The sequence below is a fragment of the Nocardia sp. NPDC049526 genome, from assembly GCF_044465765.1.
Classification (GTDB): domain Bacteria; phylum Actinomycetota; class Actinomycetes; order Mycobacteriales; family Mycobacteriaceae; genus Nocardia.
The window spans coordinates 339,526-357,096 of the sequence record NZ_JBITMA010000010.1 but is presented as its reverse complement, the minus strand read 5'-3'; the positions used below and the strand labels follow the sequence as shown (position 1 = coordinate 357,096).

At 63.6% G+C, this 17,571-nt stretch carries 17 protein-coding genes and 1 pseudogene; 10 read left to right on the top strand and 8 right to left on the bottom strand.

Annotated elements, in window-relative coordinates; translation table 11 throughout:
- Positions 1-366 precede the first annotated feature (366 nt).
- Positions 367-1,869, top strand: a complete 1,503-nt coding sequence (locus ACIBW7_RS30645; protein WP_397052328.1) for a hypothetical protein — start codon at positions 367-369, stop codon at positions 1,867-1,869.
- A 167-nt stretch (positions 1,870-2,036) separates the two neighbouring features.
- Entirely contained in the window at positions 2,037-2,450 is a 414-nt protein-coding gene (locus ACIBW7_RS30640) for a hypothetical protein (protein ID WP_397052326.1), read from the top strand.
- Positions 2,451-2,631: 181 nt separating this feature from the next.
- Here ACIBW7_RS30640 and ACIBW7_RS30635 read toward each other — a convergent pair whose 3' ends face one another.
- The 3 genes from ACIBW7_RS30635 to ACIBW7_RS30625 all read right to left on the bottom strand — a co-directional run bounded on the left by ACIBW7_RS30635 (position 2,632) and on the right by ACIBW7_RS30625 (position 5,286).
- Positions 2,632-3,825 carry an MMPL family transporter gene (locus ACIBW7_RS30635; protein ID WP_397052324.1) on the bottom strand — a complete coding sequence of 398 codons (1,194 nt, stop codon included), beginning with the start codon at positions 3,823-3,825 and terminating at the stop codon, positions 2,632-2,634.
- On the bottom strand, positions 3,770-4,279 hold the full coding sequence (locus tag ACIBW7_RS30630; protein ID WP_397052322.1) for a hypothetical protein: 510 nt from the start codon (positions 4,277-4,279) through the stop codon (positions 3,770-3,772). The genes ACIBW7_RS30635 and ACIBW7_RS30630 overlap by 56 nt, the downstream gene beginning before the upstream one ends.
- Before the next feature lie 377 nt (positions 4,280-4,656).
- Complete coding sequence (locus tag ACIBW7_RS30625) at positions 4,657-5,286, bottom strand: hypothetical protein (RefSeq protein ID WP_397052320.1); 630 nt, start codon at positions 5,284-5,286, stop codon at positions 4,657-4,659.
- A 587-nt stretch (positions 5,287-5,873) separates the two neighbouring features.
- On the opposite strand from ACIBW7_RS30625, the gene ACIBW7_RS30620 reads away from it, so the two are divergent.
- Entirely contained in the window at positions 5,874-6,029 is a 156-nt protein-coding gene (locus ACIBW7_RS30620) for a hypothetical protein (protein WP_397052318.1), read from the top strand.
- 321 nt (positions 6,030-6,350) lie between these two features.
- Here the strand turns inward: ACIBW7_RS30620 and ACIBW7_RS30615 are convergent.
- The 5 genes and pseudogenes from ACIBW7_RS30615 to ACIBW7_RS30595 form a co-directional block, all read right to left on the bottom strand.
- Positions 6,351-6,527 (bottom strand): annotated as a pseudogene (locus ACIBW7_RS30615) (IS3 family transposase); the annotation flags it as partial.
- A 78-nt stretch (positions 6,528-6,605) separates the two neighbouring features.
- Entirely contained in the window at positions 6,606-7,781 is a 1,176-nt protein-coding gene (locus ACIBW7_RS30610; RefSeq protein WP_397052316.1) for an acyl-CoA dehydrogenase family protein, read from the bottom strand.
- 1 nt (position 7,782) lies between these two features.
- On the bottom strand, positions 7,783-8,934 hold the full coding sequence (locus ACIBW7_RS30605; RefSeq protein WP_397052314.1) for an acetyl-CoA C-acetyltransferase: 1,152 nt from the start codon (positions 8,932-8,934) through the stop codon (positions 7,783-7,785).
- Between the two features lie 66 nt (positions 8,935-9,000).
- The gene (locus tag ACIBW7_RS30600) at positions 9,001-9,798 is read right to left on the bottom strand and encodes an SDR family NAD(P)-dependent oxidoreductase (protein WP_397052312.1); all 798 of its coding nucleotides are present in this window, start codon (positions 9,796-9,798) and stop codon (positions 9,001-9,003) included.
- 60 nt (positions 9,799-9,858) lie between these two features.
- Positions 9,859-10,491 carry a TetR/AcrR family transcriptional regulator gene (locus ACIBW7_RS30595; protein WP_397052310.1) on the bottom strand — a complete coding sequence of 211 codons (633 nt, stop codon included), beginning with the start codon at positions 10,489-10,491 and terminating at the stop codon, positions 9,859-9,861.
- A gap of 119 nt (positions 10,492-10,610) precedes the next feature.
- On the opposite strand from ACIBW7_RS30595, the gene ACIBW7_RS30590 reads away from it, so the two are divergent.
- The 7 genes from ACIBW7_RS30590 to ACIBW7_RS30560 are packed head-to-tail and all read left to right on the top strand — an operon-like array spanning position 10,611 to position 17,514.
- On the top strand, positions 10,611-11,063 hold the full coding sequence (locus tag ACIBW7_RS30590; RefSeq protein ID WP_397052308.1) for a MaoC family dehydratase: 453 nt from the start codon (positions 10,611-10,613) through the stop codon (positions 11,061-11,063).
- Entirely contained in the window at positions 11,060-11,797 is a 738-nt protein-coding gene (fabG, locus tag ACIBW7_RS30585; protein WP_397052306.1) for a 3-oxoacyl-ACP reductase FabG, read from the top strand. The genes ACIBW7_RS30590 and fabG overlap by 4 nt, the downstream gene beginning before the upstream one ends.
- On the top strand, positions 11,794-12,597 hold the full coding sequence (locus ACIBW7_RS30580) for an enoyl-CoA hydratase/isomerase family protein (protein WP_397052304.1): 804 nt from the start codon (positions 11,794-11,796) through the stop codon (positions 12,595-12,597). Before fabG ends, ACIBW7_RS30580 begins: the two co-directional genes overlap by 4 nt.
- Positions 12,594-13,385 carry an enoyl-CoA hydratase/isomerase family protein gene (locus tag ACIBW7_RS30575; RefSeq protein WP_397052302.1) on the top strand — a complete coding sequence of 264 codons (792 nt, stop codon included), beginning with the start codon at positions 12,594-12,596 and terminating at the stop codon, positions 13,383-13,385. The genes ACIBW7_RS30580 and ACIBW7_RS30575 overlap by 4 nt, the downstream gene beginning before the upstream one ends.
- 2 nt (positions 13,386-13,387) lie before the next feature.
- The gene (locus ACIBW7_RS30570) at positions 13,388-14,170 is read left to right on the top strand and encodes an enoyl-CoA hydratase/isomerase family protein (RefSeq protein ID WP_397052300.1); all 783 of its coding nucleotides are present in this window, start codon (positions 13,388-13,390) and stop codon (positions 14,168-14,170) included.
- A gap of 15 nt (positions 14,171-14,185) precedes the next feature.
- Positions 14,186-15,811 carry a class I adenylate-forming enzyme family protein gene (locus ACIBW7_RS30565; protein ID WP_397052402.1) on the top strand — a complete coding sequence of 542 codons (1,626 nt, stop codon included), beginning with the start codon at positions 14,186-14,188 and terminating at the stop codon, positions 15,809-15,811.
- 2 nt (positions 15,812-15,813) lie between these two features.
- Positions 15,814-17,514 (top strand): AMP-binding protein, encoded by a 1,701-nt coding sequence (locus ACIBW7_RS30560; protein ID WP_397052400.1) that lies wholly within the window; start codon positions 15,814-15,816, stop codon positions 17,512-17,514.
- Positions 17,515-17,571: the final 57 nt, after the last annotated feature.

Sequence of the window (17,571 nt, the reverse complement as noted above, 5' to 3'; positions counted from 1 at the left end):
TCAAGAACGGCTTGCGTGGAGTGGGCGTGGAGGGCTGGACAGAGGGCGGCTGGATCCGAATGGGTAAAGCCAGAGTCGGTGCTGCGGCCAGGTACGGTCGTGGCGCTGTGGCCCACCCCGTACGAGGCGCGTTTGCCACCGGCGCAGGTAGCGCGTTGGGTAACCACTTTGTGGCACCATTTTTATATGATAAGGAGAAACGTGGTCCTGTTCCTCTCGTCCCAGTAAATCCGACTGCGTGAGCGATGGAAGACGATGTCGGCGCCATGGCCTGATAAATTGCCGCGATTGTTTATGCCCGACCCGGATAAAGTTGATCTCTCCCCGTCGGTCCAAAATTATTACGAGGGACCGCAGGGGCTCGCTGTGAGCTTGCGTGATCATTATTTGAGTACGGGTGAGGAGTCCCCGGAGGAAGCGCCGGATCTGAAGCCGCCGGAGCTGGACATTGAGGGCGACAAACAGTTCAGTGGTATCGAGAATTATGAAGTCAAGCAAGAGAAGCTCCGGATGACGGGGGTCAAACTAGTGGAGGCGTACGGCGATGTGCCGGACCGGATACGCAGGTCAGCTGAGTATTCCAAGGAAGTGAGAGTGTGGACGTCAAAATTCATCGAGGATCACAACGCGGCTATAAGTGAACCTCCTCCGGGCGGTGTGAGTTACGACGAGAACTGCATGAATGAAATCACCAAGACGATCGACAACTTGAACGCGATCATGGCCGACGCAGTGAACGGCCAGAAGAAAGAAGCAGACGAGATCGAGAAGCTGGCGCAGCAGGTGGAGAAGCTGACGCAGCAGTCGGAAACGCTGGCGCAGCAGGTGAAAAAGCTGAAGCAGCAGGTCGGGGATGAGGGCGACCCACGGCCCGGGGAGCTGGATCCAAAGGATCTGGGCGTGCCGAAAGAGCCCGGTATGCCGTTTGACCCGGGCATCCCGTACGACCCGAGTCCTCCGATGGATTCACGCCTGCCGCTGGATTCGAACCAGTCACTGGATCCGGACTTGACGGAAGATCCTGGTGCGTCGCCGTATCGGAGCGATGTGGATCTGGATCCGCAAGAAGCGGTCGCTGGACCGGCGGCTCCAGCGGCGACACCTATTGGCTCGGCGATGGGCTCCCGAGACGACCAGACAACGGGGATTAACCCTTGGATGATCCCAGCACTGGCCAACAGCATGCAACCCGGCGTGCGCAACGAGCCGGATCCGGACAGGCTCCCCCGCGACGACGAAGCAGTCGCGCCGTCGCCGATTCCAGCGGTCACCGCAGCTCCTGTGGCGACGGCAGGGAGCCAACCCCCCGCTGGCGCGGTGCCGAATCACAGCCAGCCGATCGGGCCGAATGTCACGTCCGCGCAGAGTGGGCTGCCGACGCGGACGCCCGCGCAGGACGGGAGTGGGGATAGGTACTACCCGTTCCCGGGCGGGGAGAGACAGTGGGTTTCCGCCGTGGTTGCTCAGGCATTGGATGCGGCTTTCGGCAACGCGAGCGGTACCGATGCGAAAGCCGCGTACGCGAATACGTCGGCGAAGTGGTCGGACAACAAGCAGATCGATCCGGTCGACCCGTACCAGTTGATGACCGGCGATGTCGCTACGTGGGAGAAGGATCATTCCGCGATCGTTGTGGTTTTCGGTTCCTTCGAGGGCGGCCCGCCGGAGGTCGTCGTCAACGGGCAGCTGCGGCCGTTCGCCGCGGAAATGTCCGACAGCGCAGGAGACTTCGGCGCGTTCGCCGGATTCCGCCACCCACGCGGCATCGAGGTCACCGCTCCCGCGCCGGATTCGGCCGCCCCGGCTTCGCCGCCCGCGGATGCGTCGGCTGCTACCGCGGCGTCGGAAGCTGCGGTGCCCGCGACCTGACGCCGGCGGCGCAGCACTGGCCGATTTATTTCGACGAATCGAAGGACACAGCGTGGAGTCGCCGCAATCTCGGATCTATTCCTCTACTCCGTGAATCAAGCAAGAAGGTAATACCAGTGACACGAAGAAATAGTGGAAGGCCTGGTCAGACGCGTGCAACGAACCGTGTGGCCGATCGGGTGAATGCGGCGACACCGATCGGACCGGATCCTGGTGTGCGAGAGGACCATTTCGCCGGGCGTACAGGCGCGGCGCCAGATGCCGAGCGCCGGGCCGGAGCCATGCCGGGGACGGGTGTGGTTGGGGCCGAGGGCGGGTCGTTCCCGGGACCGGGTTTGGACTTGCTGGTGGGGACGATTCTGCCGATGATCGCGCGGCAAGCCGAGATGCGGCGTCTCGCCGATCAGGATCTGAACCAGCGACGGGCGGAGTTCGGCGTGTTCACCGGGTTCGACCACCCGCACGGCATCGAAGCGGCCGCAGAGCAGAGGCAGAGCAAGACCGTGACGGGCGGTGCGCTGACGCCCGGCGGTGACTCCGCGGGTGCAGCCGCGCCGATACGCGCGGCCGAAGAGTCCTGATCGGCAGGGGTAATGATGACGCTCGATGCCGGCGGAAGCGATTGTGCACGACCTGCGTAACGCCGCCTCGAACGCAAACGCTCCACTGCCGCTGCCATAAGCGCTGATCACGCCCTCGGGCGACGAACACTATTCGGTTGAGGTGCAATGGCTACCATGCGCGGAGCACCGTGTGCGGACCTCATCGCACGATGCCGAACAGCAGTGCTTCGACGCCGGCCCGGAACACGGCGTCATTGTCGACTGGTGCGGTCTCGGACTCGGCGGTGGCAAGCAGCCTGGTCAGATGGGGGTAGTCGCCGTGTGCCAGCATTGCCGGAGGGTGGTCGGACGCATCCATGACGGGGGCGGAAAACCCCGCTGCTTCTATCCCGGTGAAGGTGCGCACCCACGCCGACAGGAGGCTGACACCCACCATGGTCGCGTTGGCGTCGAGTCCCGCCGAGGCCAAGGCGCCGACCATACGGTCGAGGAATCGTATCGAATTCGGACCGAGGTTCGACGACAACGAAGCGACCTCCCCTAAGCCCTCCCTCAACCATGGGTGCCGTTGATGCAACGCCCGCGCCTGGTCCAGCATAGCGAAGACATCGGTGCGCACGTTCCCGGTCAGGGGTGGGTAGTCGTATTCCGCGGCGACGTGGTCAGCCATGAGCGCGATCAGGTCGTTCTTGCCGTCGACGTACCGATAGAGCGAGGCCGCGGCGGTGCCGAGTTCGTCCGCGATGCGGCGCATCGATAACGCGCGCAGCCCGTCTACGTCGGCGAGCCGGACACCCACGTCAGCGAGCTGGTCCAGGGTGTAGGCGGGGCGCGGTCCCGGTTTGGGGTTGTCGCCTCGCAACCACAACGAGGTCGAGGAAGCAGCGGATGTCATGCCAGTCAGCATGCCACCACCCAGAGTTGCGAACACCGTTGGCAAACGTTCGTTCAAACTTTGTTCATGGTTAGTGGGAGGTTCTGGTGAACGTGAATCGAAGCTGACGCACCGGCCAGGCGAGATGATGGCCTCACCGACGCGGGTGACGGCACTGGCCATGGCGGTCTTCGGATCTTCGCCCGCACGCAGCCGCTCGCGGTGGCGGAACATCAGGAACAGGATGTAGTCGGTGCCGACGCCGAACAGCACGACCAGCAGGATGGCGTTGATCGAGGCGTCGATCTGCAAGTTGAATGCCTTGGCCACCATGGCGATCAACCCATTGACCATGCTGGAGATTGCGCCGATGACGACGATCGGCAGCAACGCGATCACCGGGCTGCGGAAGATGACCAGCAGCACCAGAATCAGCACGATGGTGGCGACACCGATGATCGCCCTACCCTTTTCGCTGGATTCCTGCTGGTCCAGCACCTGAGCCGCCTGGCCGGTCATACCCGCCTTCAGGTCCGTGCCCGCCGCGCGCTCTTTCAGTTCCGCGCAGCGCCTTGACCGCGTCACTCTGCGTGGTGTCGTTCGGATTGGTCACCTTGGTCATCTGCACGGCAATGATCTGGATCAGCCGGTTCTCCGACGGCGGCGTTGCCTGGATCGCGGTGACGTCCTTGATCTGCTCGCCGAGCAGTTCGGTGCCGATCGCGACGACCGAGGCCGAATCGCCTTCGGTCAGCGGCGCCCCGTCGTGCCGGGCGAACACGATGATCGCCGCTGGCGCGGAGCTCTGCGGAAACGCCTCCTGCAGCATCTCCAACGCCTGGATCGACTCATAATACGAAGGCAGGAAAGCGGATTGATCGGTCGTTGATTTGAGTTCCGGCGCCGAAGCCACCGCCGCGATGGCGAGCAGCGCCCACAGGCCGATCACCTTCCACGGATTGTGGACCACCACGGCCCCCAGTCGTGCGAATATCTACGCAGAAATCCTTTCCGGACTCGTAATTACCTGGAGTAATTCAGATTTCGAGATGCCGTGAGCTCGGCATCGAGCCTGGAGGTCGACGGGCCCGCGCTGCGCGAAACCTATTCAGATCTTCGAAGCTCAAATGCAAGGTAGAACCCCGACCTGCATATCACAGGATCGGTCTTTGCTACATCTCGGTGCCCAACCGGCTGTCAACGCCGTATATCACTTGACCCAGGAGCGCATGAGTACTTCACCGTCGGATACGCGAGGACTCACGCAACATCGGGCTGTCAATGGTCGAACGGGTGGTCACGCGGTCGGCCGTTCTTATGGTGCCGGGGGTAGTTCGACTTCTGCGGAATCTACATTTTTTCGAGGGTGCCCACGGTCGGGGGAGGAAGTTCATCGACCTGTTGCTGTGTGCGTCTCGCTATCTTCCGCATTGCTTGTTCTGCGATTGCGAGGTCTGGCTTGGAATTCGTGCTGTGGCCTGCTGGAAGTGTCGACATGTCCGAATCAAGATCGGCTATCAGGGCCCAAGCGATAGCGGTGATCTCAAGTTTTCCCAGCTCGATTATGTCGGAAATCTTGTCCAGGTGCGTCGCCATGCCGTAGCAGTACAGGACCTGATGGTGTAGATCTGCGAACAATCGGACGTTCAGCTGGGCGATCGACCTGTCGGTCCGGCCGGAGGAGTTCCGGGCAGAATACTGACGATATATATTTTCATGAATTTGCGCCATGGCCTCCAAGCGTTCGCCGATGTCTATCCATGCTTCCGAGTATTGGCGCAGTGTGCTCTCGTTACCTGCGGGGAAGAAGCTCGACGCGAGGGCCGCTGCTCGCTCCATCATTCCTTCGTGTGACTCTGGTGTCATGGCGACACTCGACTCCCGTTTATCGGCGTTGGCTGGAGTGAGGTCAGGTAGCGTTTTCCTCACCAGCCTGGTGCGGTTGTATGATTCGATCGCTACCACTCCAGTCAACTCCATTCGAGTGATCGAAGTGGAGCCTGTCTGCAGATCTTCACGATTCTTTCAGGCCTCGAAATGGCGATTGCGGTGCCGTGGAAACATCGCCACCGGTTTTCGAATGGTGTCGAAGACCTCGACATGTTCGTCGTTTATCGCATCAAAAAGTGAACATCGGTCGGTCCTGCCGGTTGTCCCGACGGGCGATTAGAGTGATCTGGCTCTCGGATGCGTTCCTCAAAAATATTCTGAATCTACTGCCCGGTGATGCAACGCACCACTTCCCCGGCAATGGCGAACGCGACGAAACCGCGGTAACCCTGCATCGACCCCGGTCGGAAATATGGACGCTGACGTGCGACACGTGTTGCCAGTATGCGCACGGTGGATCTCGCTCGAACTGTTCAGTCCGAGCAGGTATGGACCTGGCCATGAGCATCCGCAATCCACTCCGTCCGGTGCGGCGCCTGAGCTATATCGCTTGGTCAGCGCCGCGGCTTCAATGGCGGGCACCAAACCTCCTATCAACTGTGAACGATGTTAGCAGTTGCAGTCTAGGTGTTTGCTAACGACGTTCGCAACACTCCAGTAGGGACATGCTGACTGGCATGACACCTGCCGGTTCCTCGACCTCGTTGTGGTTGCGAGGCGACGATCCCAAACCGGGGCCGCGTCGCACCTACACCCTGGACCAGCTCGCGGTGTGTATCCGGCTCGCCGACGCGGAGGGGCTGCGCGCTATCGATGCGTCACATTGCGGATGACCTCGGGGCCGCCGCGGCTTCGCTCTATCGGTACGTCGACGGCAAGAACGACCTACTCGCGCTCATGGTGAACCGCGTCGCCGCGGAATACGAATACCCGCCCCTGACCGGGAACGTGCGCACCGACGTCTTCGTCATGCTGGAGCAAGGTCGGGCGTTGTATCGACGGCACCCATGGCTGTGGGCGGGCTTAGTACTGCAACGACACTTGTTTGAGTCGGTGCTGGTAGTTGAATCCCCCCGGCTTGTCTGGAGATGATGTTCCCCGGGTTTCGTGGAGTCGGGGTACTGGACTTCAGGCCACGGGTTGGATGGCTGCATCATCTCGTACTCGAGCGGAGATCGCATACCGAGGGCCGAATGACGGCGTCGACGGTTGTGGAAGATCTCTAGGTATTCGAAGATTGCGTTCGCCAGCTCGATTCTGGGTCTCCATCGTTGCCTGTTCAGTAGCTCGGTTTGCATTCTGTCCCAGAAGGATTCGATGACGGCGTTGTCGTGGCATTATCCGGCCATCGCGTCCCTATCGAGCCCGCGCGATGCCGATTCCGCACGGTGCGGTTCGAGCGCCGTCGGCTACCGGCGCTGATCGAGCTTCTTACCCAGAACCTGTGCGGCGATGGTGTTCTTGAGAACCTGCATGGTTCCGCCGGCGATGGAGGAGACGATGACGTCGCGGAAGCATCGTTCCGGTGGGAATCCGGTGACCAAGCCGTTCCCGCCGAGGATCTGCATGGCATTCCAGCACACGTCGCGCCCTACGTCAGCGGCGTGCAGCTTTGCGACTGAGACATCCAAAGGCTGTGGGAACTTGCCCTTTTCGGCGGTCATGGCGGCCTTGTAGGTGAGGTAGCGGACCGACTCGATCTGCGTCCACATCTCGGCGATCAGATGGTAGATCGCCTGGAACTCGTTGACCGGGCGACCGAATTGAATTCGCTCGTTGGAGTAGGCCACGGCTTCGTCGAATGCGCCTTCGGCCAAGCCGAGGCACAGCGCGGAGATGTAGAGGCGCTCCATGTTGAACGCCTGCATGAGGGTGGGGAAAGAGCCTTCGCCCATCAGCAGGTTTTCCCCGGGGATGCGGCAATCTGTGAATGTCAGGTCGCCGTGCTTGGAGCCGCGCGAGCCCATGTACTCCGGTCCGTTGCCGAGAGTGAATCCGGGCGTGCCCTTTTCGACGACGACGGCGCCGATGCCCTTCATCCCTAGTGTTTCGTTCAACCGGACAAACGTGATGTAGAGGTCGTAATCCGGTGCACCAGTGATGAAGCGCTTGCTGCCGTTGATGACGATCTCGTCGCCCTCGATCACCGCGGTGGTCTCGATATCGGTGACCGCCGAGCCGTGCGCGGGCTCAGACAACGCGATGGAGGCGGTCAGCTCGCCGGCTGCAATGCGCGGCAGGTACTTCGCGTGTGCGGTCTTGTTGTCCGACATCATGATCACCGACGGTCCGGTGCAGGTGGTGGCGAACAGGATGTCGCCCGCCATCCAGGATTTCATGGCGCGGCAGGCGGATTCGACAGCAAGTGCGAATTCGATGGCAGACAGTCCCTTTCCGCCGTATTCGGTGGGGATGGTGATCCCGGCCAGACCCATGTCGACGGTGTCGCGGACCATATCGGCGATGGGCGCGGCGTCGTCGCGGTCGATCTGCGTGGCCAGCTGCGCCCACTTCTCGCCGAAGGCACGGGCGCGGTCCTGGATGTCGGCCTGGGTGGGAGAGAGGTCGAATGCTGTTGTGTCCATGTCAGATCCGCTCGATGATGGTGACATTGGCCTGGCCGCCGCCTTCGCACATCGTTTGCAGGCCGTAGCGGCCGCCGGTGCGCTCGAGTTCGTGCAACAGGGTGGCCATGAGGCGGGTGCCGGTGGCGCCGATCGGGTGGCCCAGGGCAATGGCGCCACCGTTTACGTTGATCTTGGTGTGGTCGGCCTTCAGATCCCGTTCCCAGGCGATGACGACGGAGGCGAAGGCTTCGTTGATCTCTACAAGGTCGATGTCGTCGAGGCTCATCGCGGTCTTCTTCAACGCGTACTGGGTGGCCGGGATGGGTGCGTGCAGCATCATCACCGGGTCCGCGCCGCGCACCGAGATGTGGTGAATGCGAGCCCGTGGTGTCAGGCCATGGGCTTTCACGGCGGCCTCGGAAGCGATGAGCATGGCCGACGCGCCGTCGGAGACCTGACTGGAGACCGCGGCAGTGAGACGCCCACCAGGCACCAGCGTGTCGAGTGCCGCCATCTTCTCCAGGCTGGTGTCGCGCGGACCCTCGTCCTGCTTCATGTCACCGAACGCCAGGATCTCCCGATCGAAACGGCCCTCGGCGCGCGCCGCGATGGCCCGAGCGTGGCTCTCGAGCGCGAAGAGCTCCATCTCCTCCCTGGAGATGCCCCACTTCTCCGCGATCATCTCGGCGGATTTGAACTGCGAAATCTCGGTGGTGTACCGCGCTTCCCAGCCCTTGGAACCGGTCCACGGATCCTCGGGGCCGCCGCATGCCTGCGCTCCGGCGGCGAAGGCCGAAAGGATCGGGTACTGGGTCATCTTCTGCACGCCACCGGCGATCACCAGATCCTGGGCGCCACTCATGACGCCCATGGCGGCGAAATGTACTGCCTGCTGGGATGATCCGCATTGCCGGTCGATGGTGACGCCGGGCACTGTCTCCGGCAGACCGGCGGCGAGGGCGGCGGTGCGCGCGATATCGCCCGCCTGCGAACCGATCTGGTCGATGCAACCGAGCACGACGTCGTCGATCGCGGCCGGATCGAAACTGCCGCGCTCGACGAGCGTGCCGATGACATGGGCGGCCATGTCGGCGGGGTGCGCATCGGCGTAGCCGCCCTTACGGCGTCCGACGGGGGTGCGAACGGCATCGACGATGTATGCCTCCGGCATGTATTCCTCCGAATACTGTTGTGAGAGAGTTGAACTGCGACCGGACGGGCTGCGCATGGACGTGCGTTACGGCATGGTGTAGCCGCCGCTGACCGAGAACACCTGACCCGTGACCTGGCGGGCGGCGGTCTCGGACGACACCCACACGACAGCGTTGGCGATGTCCTCGGCCGTGGTGAGGCGCCGCAGCGGAATGTCCTTGCGCAGGAATTCGATCTGCTTCTCGTTGAACACCGAGTCCTCGCCGGCGGCCCAGAGACTCTCCTTGCCAACGGCGTCGGGCCCTTCGGGGATGACCAATCCCGGGCAGACCACATTCGAGCGGATCCCGTGGCGGCCGTGCTCGCGGGCCGTGGTTCGCGCCAACGCGATGAGCGCGGCTTTGGTGGCCCCGTACACGCCCTGCCGGATCTGCCCGAACGCGGCATCGCTCGAGATGAAGACGATCGAACCTTGGCCGGCCTCCCGCATCACCCCGATGGCAGCCTGGGTGGTCGCGATGGCGGTGTAGAGATTGACCTCCACGGTGCGCTGCCATTTGGCACGATCGGTGTCCTCGGCGATGAACCCAGGTACGCTCCACCCGGCGTTGTTGACCAGGACGTCGAGCCCTTTCCAGTCCCGCACAGTGCGATCTACAGCGACTTGCGCAATGCCCTCGGCGGTGAGGTCTCCGGCTGCGACTTCGACTGCCGCGGCGCCGAGCTCGAGCGCTTCGGCTCGAACTTTCTCCGCTTGTTCGGCGTCGATATCGCTGATGACGATGCGCGCGCCCTCGCGGGCGAAGCCGTGCACGATGCCGCGGCCGATATTGGAACCACCGCCGGTGACTAGAACACGGGCATTGCGCAGCTGCAGATCCATGCGGTCTAACTCCTTCGTTCAGGACCGATGACAAAGTCTAATTTATGTTCAATTAAATATCTAGGTCGAGGGGTGGGCTGTGCCGCTGAGTCCGCTGCGGATGATGGTCTGCGCTGTATGGACTACCACGTCGAGCGGGCCGGCGGAGGGAGTCCACCACTCCGAGGCCCAGTTCAAGGCGCCGAGCGTCAGCATGCGTGCGGTGCGCAGATCGAGATGATCGGACAGGTCTCCGGCTTCTGCGGCGTCCTGGAATAGCTGTTTCCAGACTTGGCCGTAGGCGGCTTCTTCGGCTACCTGCCGGGCGCGGATCTTCTCCGGAACCTGTGCGGCGTTGCGGATGGCGGCGGTCGTGTAGTCGGAGATTTCGAGTTCGTGGCGCAGATGGGCTCCGACGGCGACCATGATCCGCTCGATCGGGGGAGTCGCTTCCGGCAGCGCGTCGAGAATCTCCGAGATGTGCTCGCGCATTTCGGCGATGCCGGACCACATCACCTCCTCGACCAGATCGTCGCGAGAGGGGAAGTAGTAGTAGATGGCTGGCGCCTGCAGTTCGGCTCGTTCGGCGACATCGGACAGTCGGGTGCCCGCATAGCCCTTACGGCTGAGCGTGTATGCCGCCGCGTCGAGGATGCGCTTGCGGGTGCGGGCCGATTTCGACTCCGGGCCCTCGTCGATGACGGGCATTGCCATGTCGGTGCCTCCGATCTTCGCTTGCGCCCGGTTCCCGGGGCGGTCCGGCTGTGCTGCAGGATTGACCTGGCCTCCATTCAAATCTATATTAAATTCAAAGTCTAGTGAGGAGTGCTGACGTGCGAGTTTTCGCCACCATTGAGGAGTTCGCCGCCGCTGCGGGGACGTCGCTGGGTACCACCGAGTGGCTCGAGGTCGATCAGAAGCGGATCGACACCTTCGCGGACGCGACCGGTGATCACCAATGGATCCACGTGGATCCGGAGCGCGCCGCGGAGGGGCCGTTCAAGGGCACCATCGCGCACGGGCTGCTGACACTGTCGCTGCTGCCGGTGCTGAATCACCAGCTCTACAGCATCGAAAAGCTGTCCATGGCCGTGAATTACGGCTTCGACAAGGTGCGCTTCATCTCGCCAGTGCCGGTCAATTCGCGAGTGCGTGCCACGACGAGTATCGATTCGGTCGACGAGGTGCCCGGCGGCATCCAGGCCAAGCTGATCACCACCATCGAGGCGGAGGGTTCGGCGAAACCGGCTTGTGTCGCCGAGTCGATCGCACGGTTCATCGCATGACCAAGCTGCTCAGCGGGAAGACCGCCGTCGTCACCGGTGCCGCAGGAGGTATCGGGCTGGCCATCGCGCAGCTGTTCCATGAGCACGGTGCTGGGGTGGTGCTGGCCGATCTGAACGAAAAGGGTGCCCATGCGGCGGCCGAATCGGTCGGTGGACACGCGATCGGGATCGGCTGCGATATGACCGACGAGGATTCGGTGCAGGGGCTGGTGGACGAGACGGTGCGCTGGGCCGGTGGCTTGGATGTGTTTGTCAACAATGCCGGTGTCACCCGGGACGCGTCGCTGCGCAAGATGACCGTGGCCGACTTCGACACTGTGATCGCAGTGCATCTGCGCGGCACTTGGCTTGGGCTGCGGGCGGCGTCGGCGGTCATGCGCGAGGCCGGGCATGGGGCGATCATCAATATGTCCTCGCTGTCGGGCAAGTCAGGGAATCCGGGGCAGACCAACTACAGCGCCGCCAAGGCCGGCATCGTCGGCATGACCAAGGCCGGTGCGAAGGAACTGGCGCACAAAGGAGTTCGCGTCAATGCCATCCAACCTGGACTCATCCGCACGGCCATGACCGAGGCCATGCCGCCGGAGGTTTTCGCCGAACGTGAGGCGGCCATTCCGATGAAGCGAGCCGGTGAGCCGCACGAAGTGGCGGGGGCCGCACTGTTTCTCGCCTCGGATCTGTCCAGCTATATGACCGGAGCGGTGCTCGAGGTCGGGGGAGGGCGATTGATGTGAGTCAACCGGAGCCACAGGCCGGTCTCGGCGCCGCGTCGGCGGAGGTGGTGCTGACAGAGGTGACCGACGGCGTCGGCACCATCACCCTCAACCGGCCCGAACAGATGAACGCCATCACCGTCGAATTGGGTGCGCGGTTGCACCTGGCGCTGATCGAGGCGGCCGCACGAGCGAAGGTGATCGTGATTCGCGGCAGCGGTGGAAACTTCTGCGCCGGAGGTGATTTCCATGAACTGGAACGGCTGCGGGAAGAAGGCCGAGACGCCATGGCTCCGCTGTTCGCCAACTTCCGGGCCGCTTGCGACGCGATCGCCGAGCTGTCGGTGCCGGTGATGTGCGCGGTCGAGGGTTATGCCACGGCCGGTGGGTTCGAACTCGCTCAGGCCGCCGATATCGTGCTGGTCCACGAGAACGCGGTGCTCGCGGACATCCACTCGCGGTACGGGCAGGTCCCGGGCGGCGGCAGTACGCAACGACTCCCGCGGCTGGTCGGACGGCAACGCGCACTGGCGCACATTCTCACCGGAGACCGTCTCACGGCCGACGACGCGGTGGCCTGGGGACTGGCGTACCGGAAATACTGCGCATCCGAGTTCGAATCCGGTGTGCGGGCTTTCGCCGAGCAGCTGTCCACGAAGAATCCCGCCGCACTGGCCAGGAGCAAACGGCTCGTCTACCAGGGTCTGGGCACGTCGCTCGAGGTAGGGCTGGGCCTGGAATTCGAGACGGTCCTGGACCATCTCGCCAGTCCGTCCGCGGCCGACGGAATCGGCTCGTTCACCACAGGGAGCAACCGATGAATGATCTGGTCCGTGTCGATGTCGATGACGACGGTATTGCCCATGTGCTGCTGAACAGCCCGGACACCTCGAATGGGATGGACGTCCCGTTCCTGCAGGCATTGCATTCCGCGATTCTGCGTACCCACGGTGACCCGCGGGTCCGGGCGGTGCTGCTGTCCGGTGCCGGGAAGAACTTCTGCGCCGGCGGCAACGTGCGGGTATTCGCGTCCAAAGGGGAACAGCTGCCCGACTATCTGCGCGAGGCCACGGCTTGGTTGCAGATCGCCGTGTCCGCTCTCACCCAGCTGAACGTGCCGGTCATCGCAGCGGTGCACGGGTTCGCCGCCGGCGGAGGTGGTTTCGGCCTGGTCTGTGCCGCGGACTTCGTGATCGCCGCCGACACCGCGAAATTCATGTCCGGGGCGGTTCGCGTGGGCATGGCCCCGGACGCAGGCGTTTCGGTGACCCTGACTCAGTTGGTCGGCCTGCGCAGGGCCATGCACATTCTGCTGACCAACCCGGTTCTCGACGCCGCCGAGGCGCTCGAGATCGGACTGCTGACCAAGGTGGTGCCCGCCGCTGACTTGGCAACCGAATCTCTCACCTACGCACGCCAATTCACGTCGACCGCGCCGAAAGCGATCGGTGCCACGAAGCGCTTGCTGTGGGGCGGTGTTGGTGCGACGCTGGCCGACCGGCTGCCGGAAGAAGCCCGCACGGTGTCCGAGCTGTCGGGCACTGCCGATTCCCGCGAGGGTCTGGCCGCCGTCATCGAGCGCCGCGCACCGAAGTTTCGAGGTGAATAGCATTGTCCGGCAATGATTCACCCGTTCTGACCGAGGACCGCGGGCCGATCCGGATCATCACCTTGAACCGGCCGCAGCGGCGCAATGCCATCGATCTGCCGCTGCGCTACGCACTGGCCGAACGGCTCGAGGAGGCCATGGCCGACCCGAGTGTGCGGGTGATCGTGCTGACCGGCGCGGGAGCGGGATTCTGTGCGGGCGGTGATATTTCGACCATGCGCCGTATGGACGAGGCGCAGGCTCGCCCGCGCGCCGAGGCTGCACAGCGGGTGGTGCGCGCGATCTGGCAGGGCGGCAAACCGGTCATCGCAGCGGTCGAGGGCGCAGCGTTCGGCGCGGGTGTGTCGTTGGCCTTGGCATGCGATCGGGTCGTCGCTGCGGCGGACGCCGTTTTCAGCACCGCGTTCACCGGTGTCGGCTTGGCCGGGGACATGGGCATTTTCGCCTCGCTGCCTGCGCGTGTCGGCATGGCCAAGGCCCGCGAACTGATGCTGCTGCCCACCCGGCTCACCGGTACCGAGGCAGTCGAAATCCGCCTCGCCGACGCGGTCGTGGCTCCGGGCACAGCCTTGGAGTCCGCGCTCGCCGATGCCGAGCGCATGGCCATCGCGCCGCCGCTGGCGGTCGCCGCGCTGAAGGAGATGTTCGTGCGCTGGCCGCGCGATCCGATGACGGTGCTGGCCAACGAAGTCGACAACCAGGTGAAGCTGTTCGACTCCGAAGATTTCGCCGAGGGTGTCTCGGCGTTCCATGAGAAGAGAACTCCCGTATTTCGCGGGAAATAGCGGAAGCGCATGCCTATGACAGCCGTGGCTGAACGCAACCTCACTGAGTCCTATTGGGCGGCCGACGACAGCGTGCCGCTCTCGGACCACACTGTCGGTTCGCTACTTGCCGATCGAGCCCAGAACCATTCCGCGACAGTAGCTTTGGTCGGAACACCGCATGGCGGTTCGGAACTTCGCCACCTCACATACGGTGAGTTCTACGACGAGGCGAGGCGAGTTGCGGCTGCATTGACGGAACTCACCGAGCCGGGCGAGTTCGTGGCTCTGTGGGCACCGAACGTTATCGAGTGGCCCATCATCGAATTCGGCGCCGCATTGGCGGGCCGGGTGCTCGTGGCGCTCAACCCTGCATTCCGCGAAGGCGAGCTGGTCTACACACTCGAGCATTCTGGAGCAGCCGTGCTCATCCACGCCGACGAATACCGAGGCTACGACATGGCGACGGTCGCCGCGGCGGCAGTCGATCGGGTACCGAGCGTTCGGCAGCGGATCAGCCTGGCAGACACCGCACGCTGGAGGTCGGACACGCCGAACTTCGTCTCGCCGGACATCGATCCCGGCGATCCGGCGATGCTTCAATACACCTCGGGCACTACAGGCAACCCGAAAGGTGTTTTGCTGCAGCATCGTTCGCTGGTCAATGTCGCGAGGATGACGATGGCGGCCGCCGAACTCTCGGATGGATCGGTGTTCGTGAACCCGTTGCCGATGTTCCACACCGCGGCCTGTGTGATCGGTACCCTCGGACCTGTCTGGATGAATGGCACGACCGTGCTGGTGGAGACCTTCGTCCCCAGCAAGGTTCTCGAGTTGGTCGCCGCCGAGAACGCCGACGTGCTGTTCTTCGTGCCCACGATCCTCGGCGCCTTGCTGGAAACTACTCGCGGAAACGAGTCTGGCGCACCGAAAATCGGCAGCATCGTCGGTGGTGCGGCGAATGTGCCGCAGGTGATGATCGAGGGCGCGGCGCGGGTTTTCGGTGCGGCGGTACACAATCTGTTCGGTCAAACCGAACTGGCCCCGGTGATCACCCTTACCCGGAAGAGCGACTCGATCGCCGAGCAACTCAGCACGGTGGGCCGCCCCATCCCGCAAGTCGAGGTGAAGATCGCCGGTTCGGACGGCACCGGGGTGGCTGCGCTGGGTGTGATCGGTGAGATCTGCGCTCGCGGCTATCAGCAGATGATCGAGTATTACCGCGACCCGGCCGCGACCGCAGTGGCAGTCGACGACGAAAGCTGGCTGCACACCGGCGATCTCGGAATGATGGACGAACGCGGATTCGTCACCGTCACCGGACGGCTCAAGGACATGATCATCAGCGGCGGCGAGAACATAGCCCCGGCTGAGGTGGAATCTCGCCTGGTCGAACATGATTCGATCCAGCAGGCAGCAGTCGTCGGCATCCCGCACGAGAAATGGGGAGAGACCGTGGCTGCCGTGCTCGTGGTTCGTGGTGAGCGGCCCGAGGATCTGGTCGCATCGGTCAAAGAACAACTCGGCGACACCCTCGCGCGGTTCAAGACGCCCCGACGCTGGTTCGTCACCGACACCCTTCCCGTCACCCCGTCGGGCAAGGTCCAGAAATACCGACTCCGCGAGGCAATTCTCGACGGTGCCGTCGACGAGATCTGGTGAATATTTTGAGTAACAATGACTTCGACGTTCGACGGAAAAGGCTGGCGGAGCGGTTCCCGAACTGGCAACCACGGTCGCTGGGGGACTGGCTGCTGCATTGCGTCGACGAGTTCGGCGAACGCCCCTTGGTCATCACCGACGAACGCACGCTGACCTATCGAGAGACCGCGGACCTCGCGACCAGGCTCGCCGATGGATTGGCCACGCTGGGCGTCCGCCCCGGCGATCACGTCGGGGTGCTGATGGCGAACTATCCGGAGTTCGTGCCGGTGAAGTTCGCCATCGCTCTCGCGGGCGCGGTCGCAGTGCCGTTGAATTTCCTTTACCGCACAGAGGAACTCGCCTATGTGCTCGGCCAATCCGAATGCCGGGTTCTCATCACCATGACCAGTTTCGCGGGACTCGACTACCCCGGGATGCTCGACGAGGTCGCACCGGCATGGGAATCGCCCGACCGCGACAAGTCGCGACTTCCCAAGCTGCACACGGTTATTCAGCTGCCCACCGACGGACGCGAGCGCGCCGGGGTGCTCACCGTAGATGAGCTGGCCTTCGTCGGCGCCCGGCACCGCGGGGCGACCGCCCAGGTTCGAGTGGACCCGATGGCGGTCGGCGACATCCTCTACACCTCCGGCACCACCGGATCGCCCAAGGGGGTCCTCATCACGCATGACGCGGTCTTGCGCACCGGGTACGCCTCCGCGCTCACCCGTGCCTTCGACGACGGTCGCCGGATCCTGTTCTCGTTGCCGTGCTACCACATGTTCGGCTACGTCGAGGGCTTGATCGCGGCCATGATGGTGGGCGGCGCGGTGATCATGTTGCCCGCCTTCGACGCCACGAAGTACCTCGCCGGAATCGAGCGGCATCGCGCCGACGACATTCTGTGCGTCCCCACGATGACAGTCGCGCTGCTGGAACATCCGGACCGCCACCGTTATGACCTGTCATCGTTGTCGGCGGTGCTGTCGGGCGCCGCGCCCGCCCCGGTCTGGCTCTGGGAGCGGGTCCGCGACGAGTTGGGCGCATCCGAGATTGTCACCGGCTACGGCATGACCGAATGCGGCGGTGCGATGACGCTGACCCGGCCCGAGGACTCGCTGGAACTCACCGCAACCACTGCCGGTCGACCGAAATCCGCCGGAGCGGCCGGAATCGCTGACGGGTCGCTGGTGCGTTATCGCACCGTCGACCCGATCACCGGAGCGCCGTTACCCGACGAGGAAGAAGGCGAACTCGTATCCCATGGCCCGACGAGCATGCTCGGGTTCTGGGGCAAGCCAGAGGAGACCGCCAAGGGACTCCGCGACGGCTGGGTGTTCTCCGGTGATCTGGGTCGGGTGCGTCCGGACGGCTATCTGGAGATCACTGGCCGGAGCAAGGAGCTCTACAAGAGCGGCGGAGAACTGGTGATGCCCAAGGAGATCGAGGAACTGCTGACCGGCCGTCCGGAGATCAGCCAGGCGTATCTGGTCGGCGTCCCCGATGAGCGATGGGGCGATGCGGGCTGCGCATGCATCGTGCGCGCGCCCGACGCCGAGATATCCGCCGAGCAGGTGATCGAGATCTGCAAGGCGAATCTGGCCCGGTTCAAGGTTCCCAAACACGTCGTATTCCTCACGGCAGCGGAACTGCCCACCACCCCGACGGGGAAGGTGCAGAAGTTCCGTCTCGTGAGCTACGCGAAAGCACGATTGGAGTAACAGAAATGACGGTCACGACACCTCCGGACGCCGCGCGCGAACCGGGCGATCATTCGA